At 44.8% G+C, this 17,832-nt stretch carries 16 protein-coding genes, 1 tRNA gene, 1 rRNA gene and 1 pseudogene; 2 read left to right on the top strand and 17 right to left on the bottom strand.

Annotation, left to right across the window (positions count from 1 at the left end; translation table 11 throughout):
• Positions 1-73: 73 nt before the first annotated feature.
• The 13 genes from Xedl_RS40750 to cysJ form a co-directional block, all read right to left on the bottom strand.
• A complete protein-coding gene (locus Xedl_RS40750; protein WP_074022935.1) occupies positions 74-700 on the bottom strand; it encodes a protein-L-isoaspartate(D-aspartate) O-methyltransferase in 627 nt (208 codons plus the stop codon).
• A complete protein-coding gene (surE, locus tag Xedl_RS40745; RefSeq protein WP_074022934.1) occupies positions 694-1,458 on the bottom strand; it encodes a 5'/3'-nucleotidase SurE in 765 nt (254 codons plus the stop codon). The genes Xedl_RS40750 and surE overlap by 7 nt, the downstream gene beginning before the upstream one ends.
• A gap of 109 nt (positions 1,459-1,567) precedes the next feature.
• Positions 1,568-2,614 carry a tRNA pseudouridine(13) synthase TruD gene (truD, locus tag Xedl_RS40740; protein ID WP_074022933.1) on the bottom strand — a complete coding sequence of 349 codons (1,047 nt, stop codon included), beginning with the start codon at positions 2,612-2,614 and terminating at the stop codon, positions 1,568-1,570.
• A gap of 18 nt (positions 2,615-2,632) precedes the next feature.
• Positions 2,633-3,106: a 2-C-methyl-D-erythritol 2,4-cyclodiphosphate synthase gene (ispF, locus tag Xedl_RS40735; RefSeq protein WP_074022932.1), complete on the bottom strand. Its 474-nt coding sequence runs from the start codon at positions 3,104-3,106 to the stop codon at positions 2,633-2,635.
• On the bottom strand, positions 3,103-3,897 hold the full coding sequence (gene ispD / locus Xedl_RS40730) for a 2-C-methyl-D-erythritol 4-phosphate cytidylyltransferase (protein WP_074022931.1): 795 nt from the start codon (positions 3,895-3,897) through the stop codon (positions 3,103-3,105). Before ispD ends, ispF begins: the two co-directional genes overlap by 4 nt.
• A 32-nt stretch (positions 3,898-3,929) precedes the next feature.
• Entirely contained in the window at positions 3,930-4,223 is a 294-nt protein-coding gene (ftsB, locus tag Xedl_RS40725; protein ID WP_074022930.1) for a cell division protein FtsB, read from the bottom strand.
• A gap of 220 nt (positions 4,224-4,443) precedes the next feature.
• Positions 4,444-5,043: an adenylyl-sulfate kinase gene (gene cysC / locus Xedl_RS40720; RefSeq protein ID WP_074022929.1), complete on the bottom strand. Its 600-nt coding sequence runs from the start codon at positions 5,041-5,043 to the stop codon at positions 4,444-4,446.
• A complete protein-coding gene (gene cysN / locus Xedl_RS40715; RefSeq protein WP_074022928.1) occupies positions 5,044-6,486 on the bottom strand; it encodes a sulfate adenylyltransferase subunit CysN in 1,443 nt (480 codons plus the stop codon).
• 11 nt (positions 6,487-6,497) lie between these two features.
• Positions 6,498-7,406: a sulfate adenylyltransferase subunit CysD gene (cysD, locus tag Xedl_RS40710; protein ID WP_074022927.1), complete on the bottom strand. Its 909-nt coding sequence runs from the start codon at positions 7,404-7,406 to the stop codon at positions 6,498-6,500.
• A gap of 10 nt (positions 7,407-7,416) precedes the next feature.
• Positions 7,417-8,838, bottom strand: coding sequence for a siroheme synthase CysG (gene cysG, locus Xedl_RS40705; protein WP_074023056.1), 1,422 nt, complete (start codon positions 8,836-8,838; stop codon positions 7,417-7,419).
• Positions 8,839-9,116: 278 nt separating this feature from the next.
• A complete protein-coding gene (locus tag Xedl_RS40700; protein WP_074022926.1) occupies positions 9,117-9,851 on the bottom strand; it encodes a phosphoadenylyl-sulfate reductase in 735 nt (244 codons plus the stop codon).
• A complete protein-coding gene (cysI, locus tag Xedl_RS40695) occupies positions 9,848-11,587 on the bottom strand; it encodes an assimilatory sulfite reductase (NADPH) hemoprotein subunit (protein ID WP_143187389.1) in 1,740 nt (579 codons plus the stop codon). The genes Xedl_RS40700 and cysI overlap by 4 nt, the downstream gene beginning before the upstream one ends.
• A gap of 1 nt (position 11,588) precedes the next feature.
• Positions 11,589-13,385 (bottom strand): NADPH-dependent assimilatory sulfite reductase flavoprotein subunit, encoded by a 1,797-nt coding sequence (gene cysJ / locus Xedl_RS40690; RefSeq protein ID WP_074023055.1) that lies wholly within the window; start codon positions 13,383-13,385, stop codon positions 11,589-11,591.
• A 276-nt stretch (positions 13,386-13,661) separates the two neighbouring features.
• On the opposite strand from cysJ, the gene queD reads away from it, so the two are divergent.
• Positions 13,662-14,024 (top strand): 6-carboxytetrahydropterin synthase QueD, encoded by a 363-nt coding sequence (gene queD, locus Xedl_RS40685; RefSeq protein ID WP_074022924.1) that lies wholly within the window; start codon positions 13,662-13,664, stop codon positions 14,022-14,024.
• Between the two features lie 34 nt (positions 14,025-14,058).
• Here queD and queE read toward each other — a convergent pair whose 3' ends face one another.
• A complete protein-coding gene (gene queE, locus Xedl_RS40680) occupies positions 14,059-14,730 on the bottom strand; it encodes a 7-carboxy-7-deazaguanine synthase QueE (RefSeq protein ID WP_074022923.1) in 672 nt (223 codons plus the stop codon).
• A gap of 167 nt (positions 14,731-14,897) precedes the next feature.
• Here queE and Xedl_RS40675 point away from each other — a divergent pair, with 167 nt between their 5' ends.
• Positions 14,898-16,283, top strand: a complete 1,386-nt coding sequence (locus tag Xedl_RS40675; RefSeq protein ID WP_074022922.1) for an amino acid permease — start codon at positions 14,898-14,900, stop codon at positions 16,281-16,283.
• Between the two features lie 76 nt (positions 16,284-16,359).
• On the opposite strand, the pseudogene Xedl_RS40670 reads toward Xedl_RS40675, so the two are convergent.
• The 3 genes and pseudogenes from Xedl_RS40670 to rrf all read right to left on the bottom strand — a co-directional run.
• Positions 16,360-17,142 (bottom strand): annotated as a pseudogene (locus Xedl_RS40670) (endonuclease/exonuclease/phosphatase family protein); the annotation flags it as partial.
• 392 nt (positions 17,143-17,534) lie between these two features.
• Positions 17,535-17,611, bottom strand: a tRNA-Asp gene (locus Xedl_RS40665).
• Between the two features lie 55 nt (positions 17,612-17,666).
• A 5S ribosomal RNA gene (gene rrf, locus Xedl_RS40660) occupies positions 17,667-17,782 on the bottom strand.
• Positions 17,783-17,832: the final 50 nt, after the last annotated feature.

Below are 17,832 nucleotides of genomic sequence, written 5' to 3'. Positions count from 1 at the left end.
AAAGCGAAACATTTTGCTTAATTTCAGAAAAAATAACAGCTAATTTGAAACTCCCCCCAAATAAATTAGCTGGTTATGCTAGCTCGCCTTGAATTAGGGGTACAAAACGGACAGGTTCGATAACGTCGCTATGAAAATCATTCCCATAACGATGTACTACTTTCAGTAACTGAGTACGTTCGCCGACAGGTAAAACCATCACGCCTCCATCGGCAAGTTGCTGGAGTAATGCCTGCGGGATTTCGGGTGGTGCGGCTGTGACAATGATGGCGTCAAAAGGCCCTTTTGATAGCCATCCACCCCAACCATCACCGTGACGGGTTGAGATATTGTGTAGGTCGAGTTGCTTCAATCTGCGCTTAGCCTGCCACTGCAAACCTTTAATCCGCTCCACGGAGAAAACACGTTTGGCTAAGTGAGCAAGTATTGCTGTTTGATAACCTGATCCGGTTCCAATTTCCAACACATTGGATTCAGGGGTTAAATTCAACAACTCTGTCATGCGAGCGACAATATAAGGCTGGGATATCGTTTGCCCATGACCAATAGGCAGTGCAGTATTTTCATATGCCTTATGTGCGAGAGCTTCATCAACAAAACATTCTCTGGGTACTTTGCCAATAACCTCCAACAGGTGCTCATTGTGAATTCCTTGCTGACGCAGTTGCGCCAGCAAATTTTTCATTGATCGGTTTAACATTCCCCAATATCCCCGACTTTTGCCAACCAATCACTTATCAGCTCCTGGGCTTTATAAGCTGTTAAGTCCACTTGCAAAGGGGTAATGGAAACAAATCCTTCTTCTATTGCAGCAAAATCTGTCTCAGGCCCAAAATCACTTTTTTCTCCCGGAGGGCCTAGCCAATAGAGCATATTACCTTTGGGATCTTCCATCGCATAGACTTGTTCAGCAGCACTACGGCGACCACATCGTGTCACCCTAAATCCCTTGATTTGTTCAATGGGAATATCAGGTACATTAACATTCAAAATATTGCCCGCCCTCAATGGGGATTTTTGCAGCAGAGCTAATAAACGCACTGTCACTTCTGCCGCTGTTTCGTAATGTTGGTCACCATTGAGTGATACCGCCAGTGCGGGTAAGCCTAAGTGACGTCCTTCCATTGCAGCCGCAACCGTGCCAGAGTAAATCACATCATCACCAAGGTTAGGGCCACAGTTGATGCCAGAAACGACAATATCAGGACGAGGGAGTACCAGATTATTCACGCCCAAATAGACACAATCTGTCGGTGTACCTTCCTGAACAGAAATATCCCCATTGTTCAGAGTGTTGATGCGCAAAGGGCGATCCAACGTTAAGGCATTCGACGCACCACTACGGTTACGGTCAGGTGCAACAACCTGAACATGATAGTGTTTTCGCAATGTAGCCGCTAAGGTTTGAATACCCGGTGCGGTGACACCATCATCGTTACTCAGCAATATCCGCAGCATTGATATATCTCATTGATTTTACTAAAAATAAAATAGGTTAACAGGGTAATTTAACCGGTGTGTGTTTGATCTTAGCATGACGTTGATAGTTTTGTAGAGTGCTTTGCATTCAGGCTATATCAAGGGAAGAGCCAAGATCTTGATTGATCAGTTCTCTGACAACACTGGTTGCAAAGCTACCCGATGGCAAAGAGAAATGCAGAATGACTGTTTGGTCGCCTTGCCACTCCCAACGCAGGTTAAGCGGTTTCACCAATATTGCCCGACGGGCGCTTTCCACACGCTCACGTTTGACTAATGCCCAAAAAGCTTCGTAATCCAATAAGCCTTGTTGTTCGAAATCCAGAGCCTGATCCTGCGTTCCTAATGCTTTGTCGCCCGGTAAAGGCGCTGTTATCTGTAACTCTCCATCCGTTACCCGCTGCTGCAATACCGACAATTCAGGTTCATCAGCCACAAACCAGCTACCGCGCCCTGTTAATTGTAATGCATCGCCATTTTTTACCTTCTGGTGTTCACCCTGGGCGATACGTCTGCTGGCAACAGCATTAAACATCGCGCTGCGACAGGCTGAAAGGTAGAAACTGCGGCGGTTGCGTTCCTTGACATGGATCTCATTAGCTGCCCAGCGTTGAGCCTGAACTAAATTTTGCCCATCCCGCCCGAAGCGCTGTTCACCAAAGTAATTTGGCACACCAGTTTGAGCTATCTGCTGCAAGCGTTTTTCTACAGATTCTCGGTCAGAAATTTCTCTTAATACCAGAGTAAAATCATTGCCTTTCAATGCACCAATCCGTAGCTTGCGTTTCTGGCGGGACGTTGCCAGTACTTCACAACCTTCAAGTTGAAATGCCGTGAAATCTGGATCTTGTTTCCCCGGTATATGTAAACAGAACCACTGTTCCGTCACTGCGTTGCGATCTTTCAACCCCGCATAACTGACAGAACGAGCGGGTATTTTGGCAAAACGGGCAAGATGATCCGCGACAAATTGGGTGTTACATCCTGTTTTACGGATATGTACCATGACGTGTTCACCTTCTCCATCAGGAGAAAATCCCAAGTCTTCACGGACAATAAAATCTTCTGGGATGGCTTTAACAATACCGGTCGCTTCCGGTTGGCCATGAAGCCAATGTAATTCGCTCAAAGTCATACTCATTCCTTTACCAACTCATTCCTTTACCAACAAGGCAACCGCTGCGCAGGCAATACCTTCTTTACGGCCAACAAACCCCAATTTTTCCGTTGTTGTTGCTTTAACGTTAATATCATCCATATGGCATTCAAGATCTTCCGCCAGGTTAACCCGCATCTGGGGAATATGCGGCAACATTTTCGGTGCCTGTGCAATGATGGTGATATCCACGTTCCCTATCCGATAGCCCTTCGCACGGATACGGCGGTAGGCTTCTTTCAATAATTCACGGCTATCTGCGCCTTTGAACGCAGGATCGGTATCGGGAAATAATTTACCAATATCGCCCAATGCTGCCGCCCCCAATAGGGCATCTGTAGCAGCGTGCAAAGCAACATCACCATCTGAATGGGCAATTAAGCCTTGTTCATAAGGAATGCGGACACCGCCAATGACCAATGGCCCTTCTCCGCCAAATTTATGCACATCAAAACCGTGTCCAATTCTCATACGATAGATTCCTTAGCTTTTTGGGATAGGTAAAATTCCGCCAGTGCCAAATCTTCAGGCTGGGTTACTTTGATATTGTCCGCTCGTCCATTGATCAGCACGGGACGATAACCACAATGCTCAAGCGCCGAAGATTCATCGGTGATACAGGCTTGATCTGCAAGTGCTTTGATCAAACAGTCACGCAATAACTGCAAAGGGAATAATTGTGGAGTCAAAGCATGCCAAAGTCCGTTGCGGTCAACGGTATGGGCAATCAATGTGTGGTCAGTTGTGGATGATCCTGTCTCTGATAGCGATACCATGCGTTTCATCGTATCCCTCACCGGTGAAGCTAACAATCCACCACATACGTCAGGAGATCCTGCGTTGTGATCAATAATCTGTAGCAAGCTATCAAGATCATTTCGATGAAGACAAGGACGGGCAGCATCATGCACTAACACCCAAGTTGTCCTGCCTGTAGGCAAATCAGCCAGATAATCTAGCCCAGCCAGAACCGAATCAGCTCGCTCTTCACCGCCAATCACGGTTGTAATTCTTGGATCAGAAGCGATGGGTAATTGCGCAAATTGTGTATCAGCAGGATTTAGCGCAATAATAACGCGTTGTATACGAGGATGCTCAAACAGTGCTGCTAAGGTATGTTCAAGAATTGTTTTTCCGGCAACGTTCAGATACTGTTTTGGGCAATCTGATTTCATCCTGCTACCAATACCCGCAGCAGGGATCAAGGCGATAATTTCGGCCAGAGAAACATCAGCAGGGGAATGAAGTTGTGACTTATTCATTTCGATTATTATTTACGGTTTTGATTTAAAGATTATTGCGCATTATGTTTTGAGGTATCTGGCACCATACGATAAAAAGATTCTCCTGGTTTAATCATGCCCAATTCATTACGAGCGCGTTCTTCAATCGCCTCCTGTCCCCCTTTAAGATCCTTAATTTCAGCAAATAGCTGGTCATTACGTGCGCTCAGTTTAAGGTTATCAATCCCTTGTTTATCGACTTCAGCCTTAACCCGTGCATAATCGTGAATGCCATTTTTGCCTAACCACAGCGAATACTGCAACCATCCCAGCAGAACCAATAATAGTAGCGTTAGTTTGCCCATCTCCCCCCCTGAAAACCCGCTAATCATCCCACAACTGCAAGCATGACGCCACCGACTCTCAACAAAACCATTGACAAAATCATTCGCAAAACCATTTTAGGCCACTTGCAAAACCGACTTGCACAATATGATAGAAATGCATTGCATTAACTGAGTGTAGAAACACATTATTTCACTAACAATAATAATGTGTTTCATGACAATTTGCTGGATTTGGTGGTTAAGTTGGCAGGATTTGGTTGTTTTTCAGGGCAAAAAGCAGCTTTTCAACCGAAGATCCTACAGGTTGTGAACCATCTAAATAGATTTCTGGTTGTTCGGGGGCTTCATAGGCAGCATCAATTCCGGTGAAATTGCGCAATTCTCCCGCTCGTGCTTTTTTATACAGTCCTTTGGGATCACGGGCTTCACATATCTCCAGTGGCGTATCAACATACACTTCAATAAAGCGCCCCTCTTCTATTAATTCGCGTATTTTTTGCCGTTCTGCCCTATGGGGGGAAATAAAGGCGGTCAGAACAACCAGCCCCGCATCAACCATCAATTTTGCGACTTCACCGACTCGTCGGATATTTTCCTGCCGATCTATTTCAGAAAAGCCCAAATCACTGCATAAGCCATGACGCACATTATCGCCATCCAGTAAGTATGTTTTAATGCCCTGAGCAAACAATGCCTGCTCCAATGCGCCTGCAAGCGTGGATTTTCCTGAACCTGATAGTCCGGTGAACCAAATCACCCGTGCAGGATGCCCATTTGCGCTTTCCCGCAGTGCCCTATCCAAAACATGTGAATGCCAGACGATATTCTCCTGAGCCACTTATTTTCCTCCCAATAGATCACGTACTCCCCAATGCGGGAAGTGGCGACGAACTAATTGGTTAAGTTCCAGTTCAAACTCACTGTACTCTTTAGGCTCCTCGTAAACATCTGCCTGAATCTCACGCACCAATCCCGCGCCTACGGTAACATTGGTGAGACGATCAATCAGGATCATGCCACCGGTATCTGCATTTTGCGCGTAGCTGTCGAGCAATAAAGGTTCATCAAATGAAAACTCCACCCGCCCAATGGCATTGAGGGGTAACTCAACCGCGACTTTCTGGGTCAGGTTGTTAATATCCACCTGATATTGCACGTTATCGACTTTGCCACGGCTTTTTTTGCCTGCGACTTTGATATCCAAACTTTGCCCTTGAATCAGTGGCTGTTCCGACATCCAGACGACATCAACCACAGCATGGCGAGTTGCGCTCATTTGATCTTCAACAGCAACCAATAAATCACCACGGCTAATATCTATTTCATCTTTTAATACGAGGGTAATCGCCTCTCCAGGCACGGCAAATGTGAGATCGCCATGAAAAGTGACAATTCTTTCCACTGTAGAAACCACACCAGACGGCATAACTTTTATTTGCTGGCCTTGCCATAAAACGCCCGATGACAATGTGCCGCTGTATCCACGAAAATCAAGATCAGGGCGGTTGACATACTGTACTGGGAAACGCAAGGGCTGTTCCTTCTCTTTTGTTTTTACGTCTACGGATTCCAAGATATCCAATAGCGCTTCTCCCGTATGCCACGCCATTTTTTCACTGTGGATGACAATGTTATCCCCTTCCAACGCCGAAATTGGGACAAAATAGATGTTTAGGTCAGTAGGTAATTGTGCCGCAAAATGCAAATAATCTTGCTTAATCCGCTCAAATATATCTTGTTGATATTCAACTAAATCCATTTTATTGACTGCCACTACCAAGTGACGAATACCCAGCAATGTACTGATAAAACTGTGACGGCGAGTCTGTTCCTGAACACCTTTACGTGCATCGATCAATAAAATGGAAAGCTCACTGGTTGAGGCACCTGTCGCCATATTGCGGGTATATTGTTCATGCCCTGGGGTGTCTGCAATGATAAATTTCCGCTTTTCCGTGGAAAAATAGCGGTATGCGACGTCAATGGTGATACCCTGTTCCCGTTCAGCCGCCAACCCATCGACTAATAAAGCCAGATCGAGCTTTTCTCCCTGAGTCCCTATTCGCTTGCTGTCGCTTTGTAAAATTGCCAGTTGATCCTCATAAATTTGGCGGGTGTCATGTAGCAAACGTCCAATTAGGGTACTTTTACCATCATCCACGCTGCCGCAGGTTAAAAAGCGCAGTAATCCTTTCTCCTGCTGCTCCCGAAGATAGGCCTCAACTCCGCCTTGTTGCTTGATTTGACTAGCAATGGTTTCATTATATGCAAGTGCTGGCATATCTGGACTCCTTAAAAATAACCCTGGCGCTTTTTCAGCTCCATAGAACCTGACTGATCACTATCAATCAGCCGCCCTTGCCGTTCACTGGTGGTCGATATCAACATTTCTTCGATGATTTCCGGCAACGTTTCTGCTCCTGATTCCACCGCCCCTGTCAGTGGCCAGCAGCCAAGTGTTCTAAAGCGAACTTTGCGCTGGTTAATGACTTCCCCTGCTTTCAGATCGATTCGATCATCGTCAACCATAATTAATGTCCCCTCACGCTGAACAACCGGACGGGATTTAGCAAAATAAAGAGGGACAATATCGATCTGCTCCAAGTAGATGTATTGCCAGATATCCAACTCTGTCCAGTTAGATAACGGGAAGACACGGATACTTTCCCCTTTGTTAACCTGGCCGTTATAATTGCGCCAAAGTTCGGGGCGCTGGTTTTTGGGGTCCCAGCGATGGGAACGGTCACGGAATGAGTAAATGCGTTCTTTGGCGCGCGATTTTTCTTCATCACGCCGCGCCCCGCCAAATGCAGCATCAAAGCCGTATTTATCCAGAGCCTGCTTCAATCCTTCTGTTTTCATGATATCGGTGTGTTTGGCACTGCCATGAATAAAAGGATTAATTCCCAATGCCTCTCCTTGTGGATTGCGGTAAATCAGTAACTCAAAACCATATTTTTCCGCTGTACGATCACGGAAATCGTACATATCCTGAAATTTCCAGCCTGTATCTACGTGCAATAAAGGGAAAGGCAGTTTTCCCGGATAAAATGCTTTACGAGCAAGATGCAGCATCACAGAGGAATCTTTGCCAATCGAATAGAGCATAACGGGGTTGGCAAATTCAGCCGCCACTTCCCGAATAATATGGATACTTTCAGCTTCAAGTTGCTGTAAGTGTGTCAGTCTTTTTTCGTCCATTGGGCACTCCTTATACTAAATCAATCACGGCAGGGCGATTTACTGGGTCAGCAGCATTTCCGCCTTCAAACCATCCTATCTGATGGTGGAGTTGAGCCACCTCCCCGATTACCAGTAAGGCAGGTGATGGTGTTTCTTGTGCCAATCGCTCCAATTCGGATAAGGTTCCGGTCAATACTTGTTGCTCTGGACGAGTGCCACAACCAATCACAGCAACGGGGGTATTACTATCCCGACCATGCGAAATCAGCTTTTGGCTGATCAAGGCTGCTTTCATGATCCCCATATAAATGGCTAATGTTTGATTACCCCGCGCGAGTGCAGGCCAATCCAATTCATCACCATTCTCACGGCAATGTCCGGTAATAAAGGTGACACTTTGCGCGTGTTCCCTGTGGGTCAATGGGATACCTGCGTAAGCAGAAGCACCTACTGCTGCCGTAATACCGGGCACGACTTGAAAAGGGATCCCTGCTGCTGCCGCAACTTGTAATTCCTCTCCACCACGGCCAAAAATAAAGGGATCGCCCCCTTTTAAGCGAACCACTTTTTTCCCTTGATTCGCTAATTTGATGATAAGTCGGTTGGTTTCCTCCTGCGCCACGGAGTGATTACCCGCTCTCTTTCCAACGCAAATTTTGTCTGCATCACGGCGAACTAATTCCAGAATTTCTGTACTCACTAAATGGTCATAAAGGACAACGTCAGCCTGCTGGATCACCTGCAAACCTTTTAAAGTTAATAATCCCGGATCACCTGGCCCAGCGCCTACCAGCGTGAGTTCTCCTTGGGGATGAGAATCACCTTGCGCTAATTGCTGTTCAAGTTGCTCTTCTGCTTGTTGTAATTGCCCATTGGCGATCAGTGTGGCAAAACGCCCACTAAACGCCTTTTCCCAAAAATGGCGCCGTTGACGTATGGAAGTAAGACGTTGTTTCACGCGTTCGCGCCAGTGTCCCGCGATATTTGCCATCGTACCCAAGCTAAATGGCAGCAAAGACTCCAGTTTTTCTCGCAATAATCTGGTTAATACCGGAGATTTTCCAGCCGATGAGATCGCCACAATAATCGGGGAGCGATCAATAATTGATGGGAAAATGGCCGAACAGAGCGGTTGGTTATCCACGACGTTGGTCAAGATAGCGCGTTTATTGGCTTCGGCAAAAATATGTTGATTTAGGTTGTGATCGTCTGTAGCGGCAATCACTAAAAATACATCATCAAGATATTCTGTTTTAAACGTTCCCTGTAACCACTCAAATTCTCCTTTTTGCTGGCGTTGTTGCAGTTCTGCATGTAATTCAGGAGCAACAACCGTTAACGCTGCACCAGTACGAAGTAATAGGTCTGCTTTGCGAGAGGCGATTTCTCCGCCTCCAACCAGCAATACAGATCGGGCTTTAAGCTCAATAAATAAAGGTAAATAATCCACAATACCATCCCACATTAGAGCCTGTTCATGTTCTACCCTATGGATTTCAAGTCACAAAGGATATAGCTCTTAATTATTATGATGACCAGAAGATGAATATATGAGGCTGTGATCAGGTTATGAAATGACAAAAAGTAATTATTTGTTCCTGAATCGCATAAGATAATCTTTTCGTATGCTATAAGGCCGATTAAGCAAGATATTCAGAATAAAAAAACAGCACTTCTTTTTGCGAGATGCGCTGTCTAATAGAAATTGTTGTGATCTGTAATATTAATTTAACCTTCGTGCAAACCGCACTCACGCTTCAGGCCAAAAAAACGGGTTTGTTCTTCACTCATACCTGGTTCCCATTTTTGGGTGGTATGCGTATCCCCCACAGAAAGGTAGCCCTGTTCCCATAATGGATGGTATTCAAGGCCATGCTTTGTCAGGTATTGATGTACCTGCCGATTATTCCAATCAATTATAGGCAGGATTTTAAAAACTCCCCGTTGAATTGCCAGCACAGGTAAATTGGTACGGCTTTCTGATTGTTGACGACGCAAACCTGCAAACCAGCTTTGTGCCTGTAGCGTTTTTAGTGCACAATTCATCGGCGCAACTTTGTTGATTTGGTTATAACGTTCGATCCCCTCTATTCCCTGTTCCCATAACTTGCCATAACGAGCTTCCTGCCAAGCCGGTGAGTGTTCCGCACGAAAAATCTTCAAGTTCAGGTTGAGTTTTTCAGTCAATTTATCGATAAATTGATACGTTTCAGGAAATAGGTATCCCGTATCGGTGAGAACCACGGGAATATCAGGATACTCCCGCGTCACCAGATGCAAGCAAACCGCCGCCTGAATACCAAAACTAGAGGAAAGCACAAATTCGCCAGACAGATGTTCCAACGCCCATCTCACACGTTCACGGGCATCCAACACCTCCAGTTGTTGATTGATTTCTGCCAATGACGTGATTTGCTGCTCTGGAGCCAGTGCCACCAGCTCCGATAAATTCAGTCGGCTCATACGGCCTCCTGCCAATCATAAAAATCGACGGCCGAATTCAATACTGGCTTGATGATATCAGCACGGATCAGAAAATCACCGAAACATTCATCGATATGACGCTCCGATGCCCAACGACCAATTAATTCATCCAGTATCTCAAGGATTTCTGCTGATGTGATATTTTCCCTGTACATGCGGGGAATTCGATCACCTATGCGATTTCCACCAAGATGCAGGTTATAACGATCAAGCGCTTTACCCACCAGCCCAATTTCTGCCAACATCGCCCTGCCACATCCATTCGGACAGCCTGTCACACGCAGTATGATCTCTTCATCACCAACACCATGCTTTTGCATTAACGCATCAACATAATCGACAAAAGTCGGCAAGAAACGCTCTGCTTCGGCCATCGCTAATGGACAAGTAGGAAATGAAACACAAGCCATAGCGTGGTGACGCAAAGTTGTCACGCTATCGTCAATTAAGCCATGAGCACGAGCAATTTCTTCAATCCGCGATTTTTCACTCTCAGACACCCCTGCCACAATCAAGTTTTGGTTGGCAGTCAGACGAAAATCTCCTTTATGGATTTTCGCAATTTCTGCGATTCCAGTTTTTAATGGCCGGTTGGGGTAATCCAACAAGCGGCCATTTTCAATAAATAAGGTCAGATGCCATTGATCATCGATGCCTTTTAACCAACCAATTTGATCACCCCGACCAGTGAATTGATACGGGCGAATTGTCGTAAATTTCACGCCAGCACGTTTTTCAACCTCTTGTTTGAAGGTTTCAATGCCCACACGTTCAAGGGTATATTTGGTTTTCGCATTTTTACGGTCAGTTCGGTTACCCCAATCACGTTGGGTGGTGACTATCGCTTCTGCAATTGCCAGTGTGTGCTCCAGTGCAATAAAACCAAATTCACTCGCCAGCCGTGGAAAGGTTTTTTTGTCGCCGTGGGTCATGGCTAATCCCCCACCCACTAATACGTTAAAACCAATTAATTGATCATTTTCCGCAATAGCGACAAAGTTCATATCGTTGGCATGCAGATCCACATCATTTTGTGGCGGTATCACCACCGATGTTTTGAATTTACGTGGCAGGTAAGTAGTACCAAGAATCGGTTCTTCATCGGTTGTTGCGATTTTTTCTTTATCCAACCAGATTTCAGCATATGCATTAGTACGAGGCAGCAGATGTTCCGATATTTTTTTCGCCCACTCGTAAGCCTGTTGGTGTAACGCAGATTGCACCGGATTAGATGTACACAGCACGTTACGATTGACGTCGTTGGCGGTAGCCAGTGAATCCAGCCCCATCTGTGCTAATAGTTGGTGTGCTGGCTTGAGATTATTTTTTAAGATCCCATGAAACTGGAATGTTTGGCGGTTAGTCAATCTAATACTGCCATACAGCGTATTTTCTGTCGCAAACCGATCAATACCCAACCACTGTTTTGGGGTAATAATTCCCCCAGGCAAACGACAACGCAGCATCATGGCATGGCGTGGTTCGAGTTTTTGTTCTGCGCGCTCCGCCCGAATATCACGGTCATCTTGCTGGTACATGCCATGAAAGCGGATAAGGAGGAAATTATCCCCCTCAAATCCGCCTGTCAGCCCATTTTTTAAATCTTCACTAATCGTTCCTCGCAGATAATTGCTGTCCAACTTCATGCGTTCGCTGTCTGCAAATTTACCTTCGACGATCAAAGGATCTGGTTTTTCTTTGCTCACATTGCTCATATTAGTAAACATCTCTCTGATAACGGCGCTCAAGGCGCAATTCACTCAAGAATTCATCAGCCTGTTCAGCATCCATGCCACTATGTTGTGAAATAATGTCCAATAGGGCCTGTTCTACGTCTTTTGCCATGCGATTCGCATCACCACAAACATACAGATGAGCGCCATCCTCAATCCAGCGCCAGACTTCTTCTCCCTGTTCACGCAGTTTGTCTTGTACATAGATTTTATGCTGCTGATCCCTTGACCATGCCAGATCAATGCGGGTCAATAAGCCCTCTTTCACATAGCGCTGGAATTCAACCTGATAAAGAAAATCTTCAACAAAATGTGGGTTACCAAAAAACAGCCAGTTTTTACCTTCAGCTCCCTGACTGTCACGATGCTGTAAAAATGCCCTAAACGGAGCAACCCCCGTTCCCGGCCCAATCATGATGATTGGTGTATTAGGATCGGCCGGTAAACGGAAATTTTCGTTCTGTTCGATAAACACTCGGATGTTGTCATCTTCCTGCAAACGATCCGCCAGATAACCTGACGCGCCACCTGTACGGGCACGTCCTTCAATGTCATAACGAACGACTCCCACGGTAATGTGGACTTCGTTTTCCACTTCAGATTGTGAAGAGGAGATGGAATAGAGACGTGGTGTCAGTGGGCGCAATAAATCAATAAATTGCTGGGCTTCTGGATGTGAAGCAGCCGATCTGACCATATCTACAATGGGTGTTGTCTGAGCGTATTGCTGCAATGCTTGTTTGTTAGCGGCTAGCGATAGCAGTTTTTCATCTTTCGCCAACGCTGCATATTTCCCAACAATCACACCGGTATTTTGGGTCAACTCTACATGGCTAGTCAGCGCCTCACGCAGTGGGAGTGATTTTCCATGCACATTGACCTGCTCTGAACCTTCCAACCAAAGCAGGGACATTAATTCATCCACTAAAGCCGGATCGTTTTCAAACCACACGCCAAGGACATCCCCAGGCTGATAACTCAACCCTGAATCCCCTATATCAATTTCAATATGACGAACATCTTTGTCAGAACCCTGCCCCGTTATTTTCTGGTTCATCAACAGAGAGGCCGTTAGCGGGCTTTCTTTCGTATACGTTTGGATTTCTTTGACATACGCTGGAATAGTCGATGAAGTGGCAGTATCTACTTGTACTGACAAACGCTGCTTCAAAATAGCCGTAATTTGCTGACGCCATTGAACAGCTTGTTCCTGATATTCCACATCAGCATCAACACGATCTAATAGGCGTTGAGCACCAAGCTCATGCAGACGGCTGTCAAAATCTTTCCCTGCCTGACAAAAATTTTCATACGACGTGTCCCCAAGGCCAAATACGGCATATACCGTCTCTTTCATTGATGGCGCTTTTTTGGAATAGAGATACTTATGGAGTGCTACAGCTTCTTCTGCGGGTTCACCTTCACCCTGTGTTGAAGCAACAATAATCAATACACATTCCTGGGAAATTTGCTTAAATTTATAGTCACCCGCATTAATCAAGTTTACATTGATATTTTCAGCTAATAGTGAATCTCTTAGCTGTTCAGCCAGACGACGAGCATTGCCTGTTTGCGATGCGGAAAGCAAAGTCACGGTTTCCTGTACGGAAACGGCGGGAGTCTCTGCTCCAGTTTGTGGCTGATGATTTACCATTCCCCAAAAATAGCCAGATAACCAAGCTAATTGATGAGGAGAAAAATCGCTAATTGCAGATTGCAAGCGTGATAATTGTTCTGGAGAAACAGGTAGTAATGCGATTGAAGGTGGTTTTGCGGTCATTGTCCCAGTGCCTTTTGCTATAGCCAATATCCATGTTGTAAAAGATGTAACAATCAATCCAGCCATAAACATGAATTGATTAAGGTTATCCCAGAATAGGGGCGGTATTTAAAGAAAGGATTGCAATATCTCATAACTAAAATGCCTAACTTTATTTACAGATTTAATATATCAATAAAGTCGTTAAGCATTGTGCTTTTTACTTCCAGAAAAATCACGTTAAGCTCGCAAAGTTCAGGTAGAATAGCCGACCTTTTGAAATCAGGGGAAAGCACAATGAGTACAACCATCTTTAAAGATTTTCAATTCGAAGCAGCACATCGCCTTCCACACGTACCGGAAGGGCACAAATGTGGGCGTTTGCATGGGCATTCATTTATGGTACGTCTGGAAATCACCGGAGAAGTCGATCCGCTTAGTGGCTGGCTCATGGATTTTGCCGATGTCAAAGCGGCTTTTAAACCTGTCTGGGAACAGCTCGACCACCACTATCTCAATGAGATCCCCGGGCTTGAAAATCCAACCAGCGAAGTCTTAGCCAGGTGGATCTGGGAGAAGTTAAAACCGACATTGCCTCAACTCAGTGCTGTCATGGTCAAAGAGACTTGTAGCGCGGGTTGTATCTATCGGGGAGAATAAGGATTCAGCACCAGAGCCTGGTGCTGAATGAGATTTAAGCAATATTTAAGTATTTATGGGTTTGCATCGAAAAACGCCAATTACGGGCAATACACGTTTCGATGCACAGGCGGGTAGCATCTTCTTTCTGGCTAATCGGCTGTAAGGCAATAACCGGACTAGGATTTCCATCAAGCATAATCAATAATTCATCCAATACTTCAATATCGCGCTGCCGCCCGACAGGATGTTTAATTTCATTAGCACGTTTCATAGCCTCAGGCAAAACCTGATAGCCTCCACGCATTTTCACTTTCGGAGAAACCGTCACCCACGTTTTGTCAGAGCATTGAATCGCATGTGTACCACTCGTCTCAATCTGACATTGATAGCCTTCACTTTCCAGTGTTTCCGTCAAAGGACGTAGGTCATATAAGCACGGTTCTCCTCCGGTAATAACAATATGCTTTGCACTGTAACCTTGGCGAGTGAATATGTTTAGCAATTGTTTTGCACTGGCAACGCCCCACAGATCACTGTCTTGCGATTTCAGCAAGATATTTTCCATCGGCTGCTGTTTATCAGCCTCTTTTTCCCACGTGTGTTTGGTATCACACCAACTACACCCTACCGGACATCCTTGTAATCGAATGAAAACCGAAGGTACACCGGTAAACACTCCTTCTCCCTGTAAAGTTTGGAAGATTTCATTTATTGGGTAAATCATAAAAAAACTCTGGTTTTAATAAACTGCCCGTTATTATTACAGATATCTATCCCGCGAACATCCATCTTTATGGTATCGTACTAGGTTGCTTTTGCTGGCATCTCACGCCAGACAGAGCATCGTATGCCTAAATACTCTCAGGCTGAAAGGATAGATGGGAATAACGAATGCAAAATAATGAAAATCAGCTTAAACAGGGTCTAAGCGTGCGGCATATCCGCTTTATGGCTTTAGGCTCTGCAATAGGCACAGGGCTGTTTTATGGCTCAGCAGCAGCAATACAGCAAGCTGGCCCCGCGGTATTGCTGGCCTATTTAATCGGCGGCGCTGCCGTATTTATCGTGATGAGAGCACTGGGCGAAATGGCCGTTCACCATCCTGTTTCTGGTTCTTTTTCGCAATATGCCAGCCATTATCTGGGGCCTTTGGCCGGTTTTTTAACTGGCTGGATCTATATTCTTGAAATGCTGTTTGTTTGCCTGGCTGATATTACCGCCTTCGGCACATATATGAAGCTCTGGTTCCCGCATGTTGATCAATGGATTTGGGTTTTAGGCATTGTATGTTTTATTGGTGCCTTGAACCTGTGTCACGTAAAAATCTTTGGTGAGATGGAGTTTTGGCTTTCAATCATTAAAGTCACCGCCATTATTGCCATGATTATCGGCGGCCTTGTCATTATGTTTTACGGTTTCGGACAAACAACTGAGCATGCAACCGGCCTGTCTAATTTATGGGAGCATGGTGGCTTTATGCCAAATGGTATCAGTGGGGTGATAGCCTCATTCGCCATTGTTATGTTTGCTTTTGGTGGCATAGAAGTCATTGGCATCACTGCCAGTGAAGCGAAAAATCCAGAAAAAACGATCCCTCAGGCAATTAATGCGGTTCCGTTTCGTATCTTAATCTTCTATGTTTTAACGCTGTGTATCCTGATGAGCATCTATCCATGGAATCAAATTGGTCAGGATGGAAGCCCATTCGTACAGATTTTTTCCAATTTAGGCATTAATTCGGCTGCAAATATTCTGAATGTGGTCGTGATTACCGCGGCTATTTCCGCTATCAATAGTGATATTTTTGGTGCGGGCAGGATGATGTATGGTATGGCACAAGAAGGACAAGCTCCCGAATCATTCAAAAAACTAACTCGTAATGGTGTGCCCTGGATGACGGTTCTTGTCATGACTGCGGTTCTGTTACTTGGCGTGGTGCTGAATTATTTGATCCCAGACGAGATCTTCATTCTTATCGCTTCTGTTGCCACATTTGCAACCGTCTGGGTATGGTTGATGATTTTAGTCTCGCAAATTGCCATGCGTCGCCAAATGAGTGCGGAAGAAGTCAAGACACTAAAATTCCCAATTCCGATGTGGCCCATCGCCCCAATCATCACGCTTGTTTTCATGGTCAGTGTCATCGTATTACTGGGTTATTTTGAGCAAACACGAGACGCACTATATGTTGGTCTAGGTTGGGTATTTATTCTGACTCTGGCCTATTTCTTCGGTGTAAAGAAGAAACCATCAGAAAAATATTCTTCTAAATCATAATCATATTTCAAAAAGCGTCGGAGATTACCGACGCTTTTTATCCATTAGTTATCATTACACAAAGAAATCGTTATAATTATAAAGAGAAGTTCACCATTAATGGGTTGTGATCAGAAGCACCGGTCATTACAACTGTTGCACGGGAAACTTTTAATTCACGATAAAAAATAAAATCCAGCGGTTTGCCAAAAACAATCGTTCTATGATCATCATTAAAATAGACTTCTTTCAAGTGCATACGATGTGCGAAACGTTCTAATATTTTTAATCTCTGCCGACTCCACGCATTAAAATCTCCAGCAAAAATAACGGGGCCATTATGTAAGTTTATATGAATGCCAATGTTATTTAATTGCCGACTATAAACATCAACACCAAGACTAAAATTAATGGCATGCACGTTTATCACCATCAACTGGCGTTTATCTGGCAATGGATAAATCGTAATTAATGACGATTTAGATAACCGGAATATCGGTTCTTTTTCACGCAGTGGGTAACAATAAATCGGTGAAGACGATGCTAATGTCATCACACCTGATGGATGTTGAGGGATAGCAAATGCAGGAACCTGATCCGCAACTAAGCCACTGTCTGTAATGAATTTCAATAAGGCAGGGGTCGTTTGTGCTTCTTGTAGCAAGACAAGATCGCTCTTCTCAATCAAGGAAGCCAAAACATGTTGCCATGATGGGCGTTGTTGTTTATAGATATTCCAGATAGCGACAGAAAGTTCGCAATTATGGTCAAGAAGCGGTTCTCCGCGTGGTAACGATGCATCCTCAAGTAATTGCTTAGAAGTAGGAAAAACCCGTTCCACAGGCTGTCCAGCAGCATATCTCACAGCAAAATTCTTTTGAGCGTAATCTTTTCTCACCCAGCTTCTTCTTAAATAACTATTTCTGATCAAGTTTCCCCCAGCTTATTTCAGCACCTTTTACCTCCACTAATATGACATCTTAGTAATTGATTTCAATCTCTAGTGTTTAAAAAACCAACATACCTGTATAACTCTATAATAACAACACAATATGCTAATAAAACAATTATTCATTAGAATTAGTAGAGTAATTTGTTTAATATTAAATAAATAAACATTAATATTTTTGATAAGTATCAAAAAAGTATCATATTCAAGGAGTAAATTTCTCTTGGCTAAGAGACATATAAGAAGGATATAAGTAATAAACTATAAATTAGGCAATAGAAAACCCCCTGAGAGATATCTCTCAGGGGGTTTTCTATATACGGTGGCGGTGCGGACGGGACTCGAACCCGCGACCCCCGGCGTGACAGGCCGGTATTCTAACCAACTGAACTACCGCACCACCGATTTTTTTTACCTTGCTGCCTTTTATGCCAGCAACAAAGGTTTAATTGAATGTCTGGCAGTTCCCTACTCTCACATGGGGAGACCCCACACTACCATCGGCGCTACGGCGTTTCACTACTGAGTTCGGCATGGGGTCAGGTGGGACCACCGCGCTCTTGCCGCCAGACAAATCCTGTTTTCAATCCCGAACAAGCTGTTTTCTCTCTCTGAAACTTT

It is taken from the genome of Xenorhabdus eapokensis (assembly GCF_001908105.1).
The sequence above is the reverse complement of the archived record's forward strand: the minus strand, read 5'-3'. Positions and strand labels throughout refer to the sequence as shown.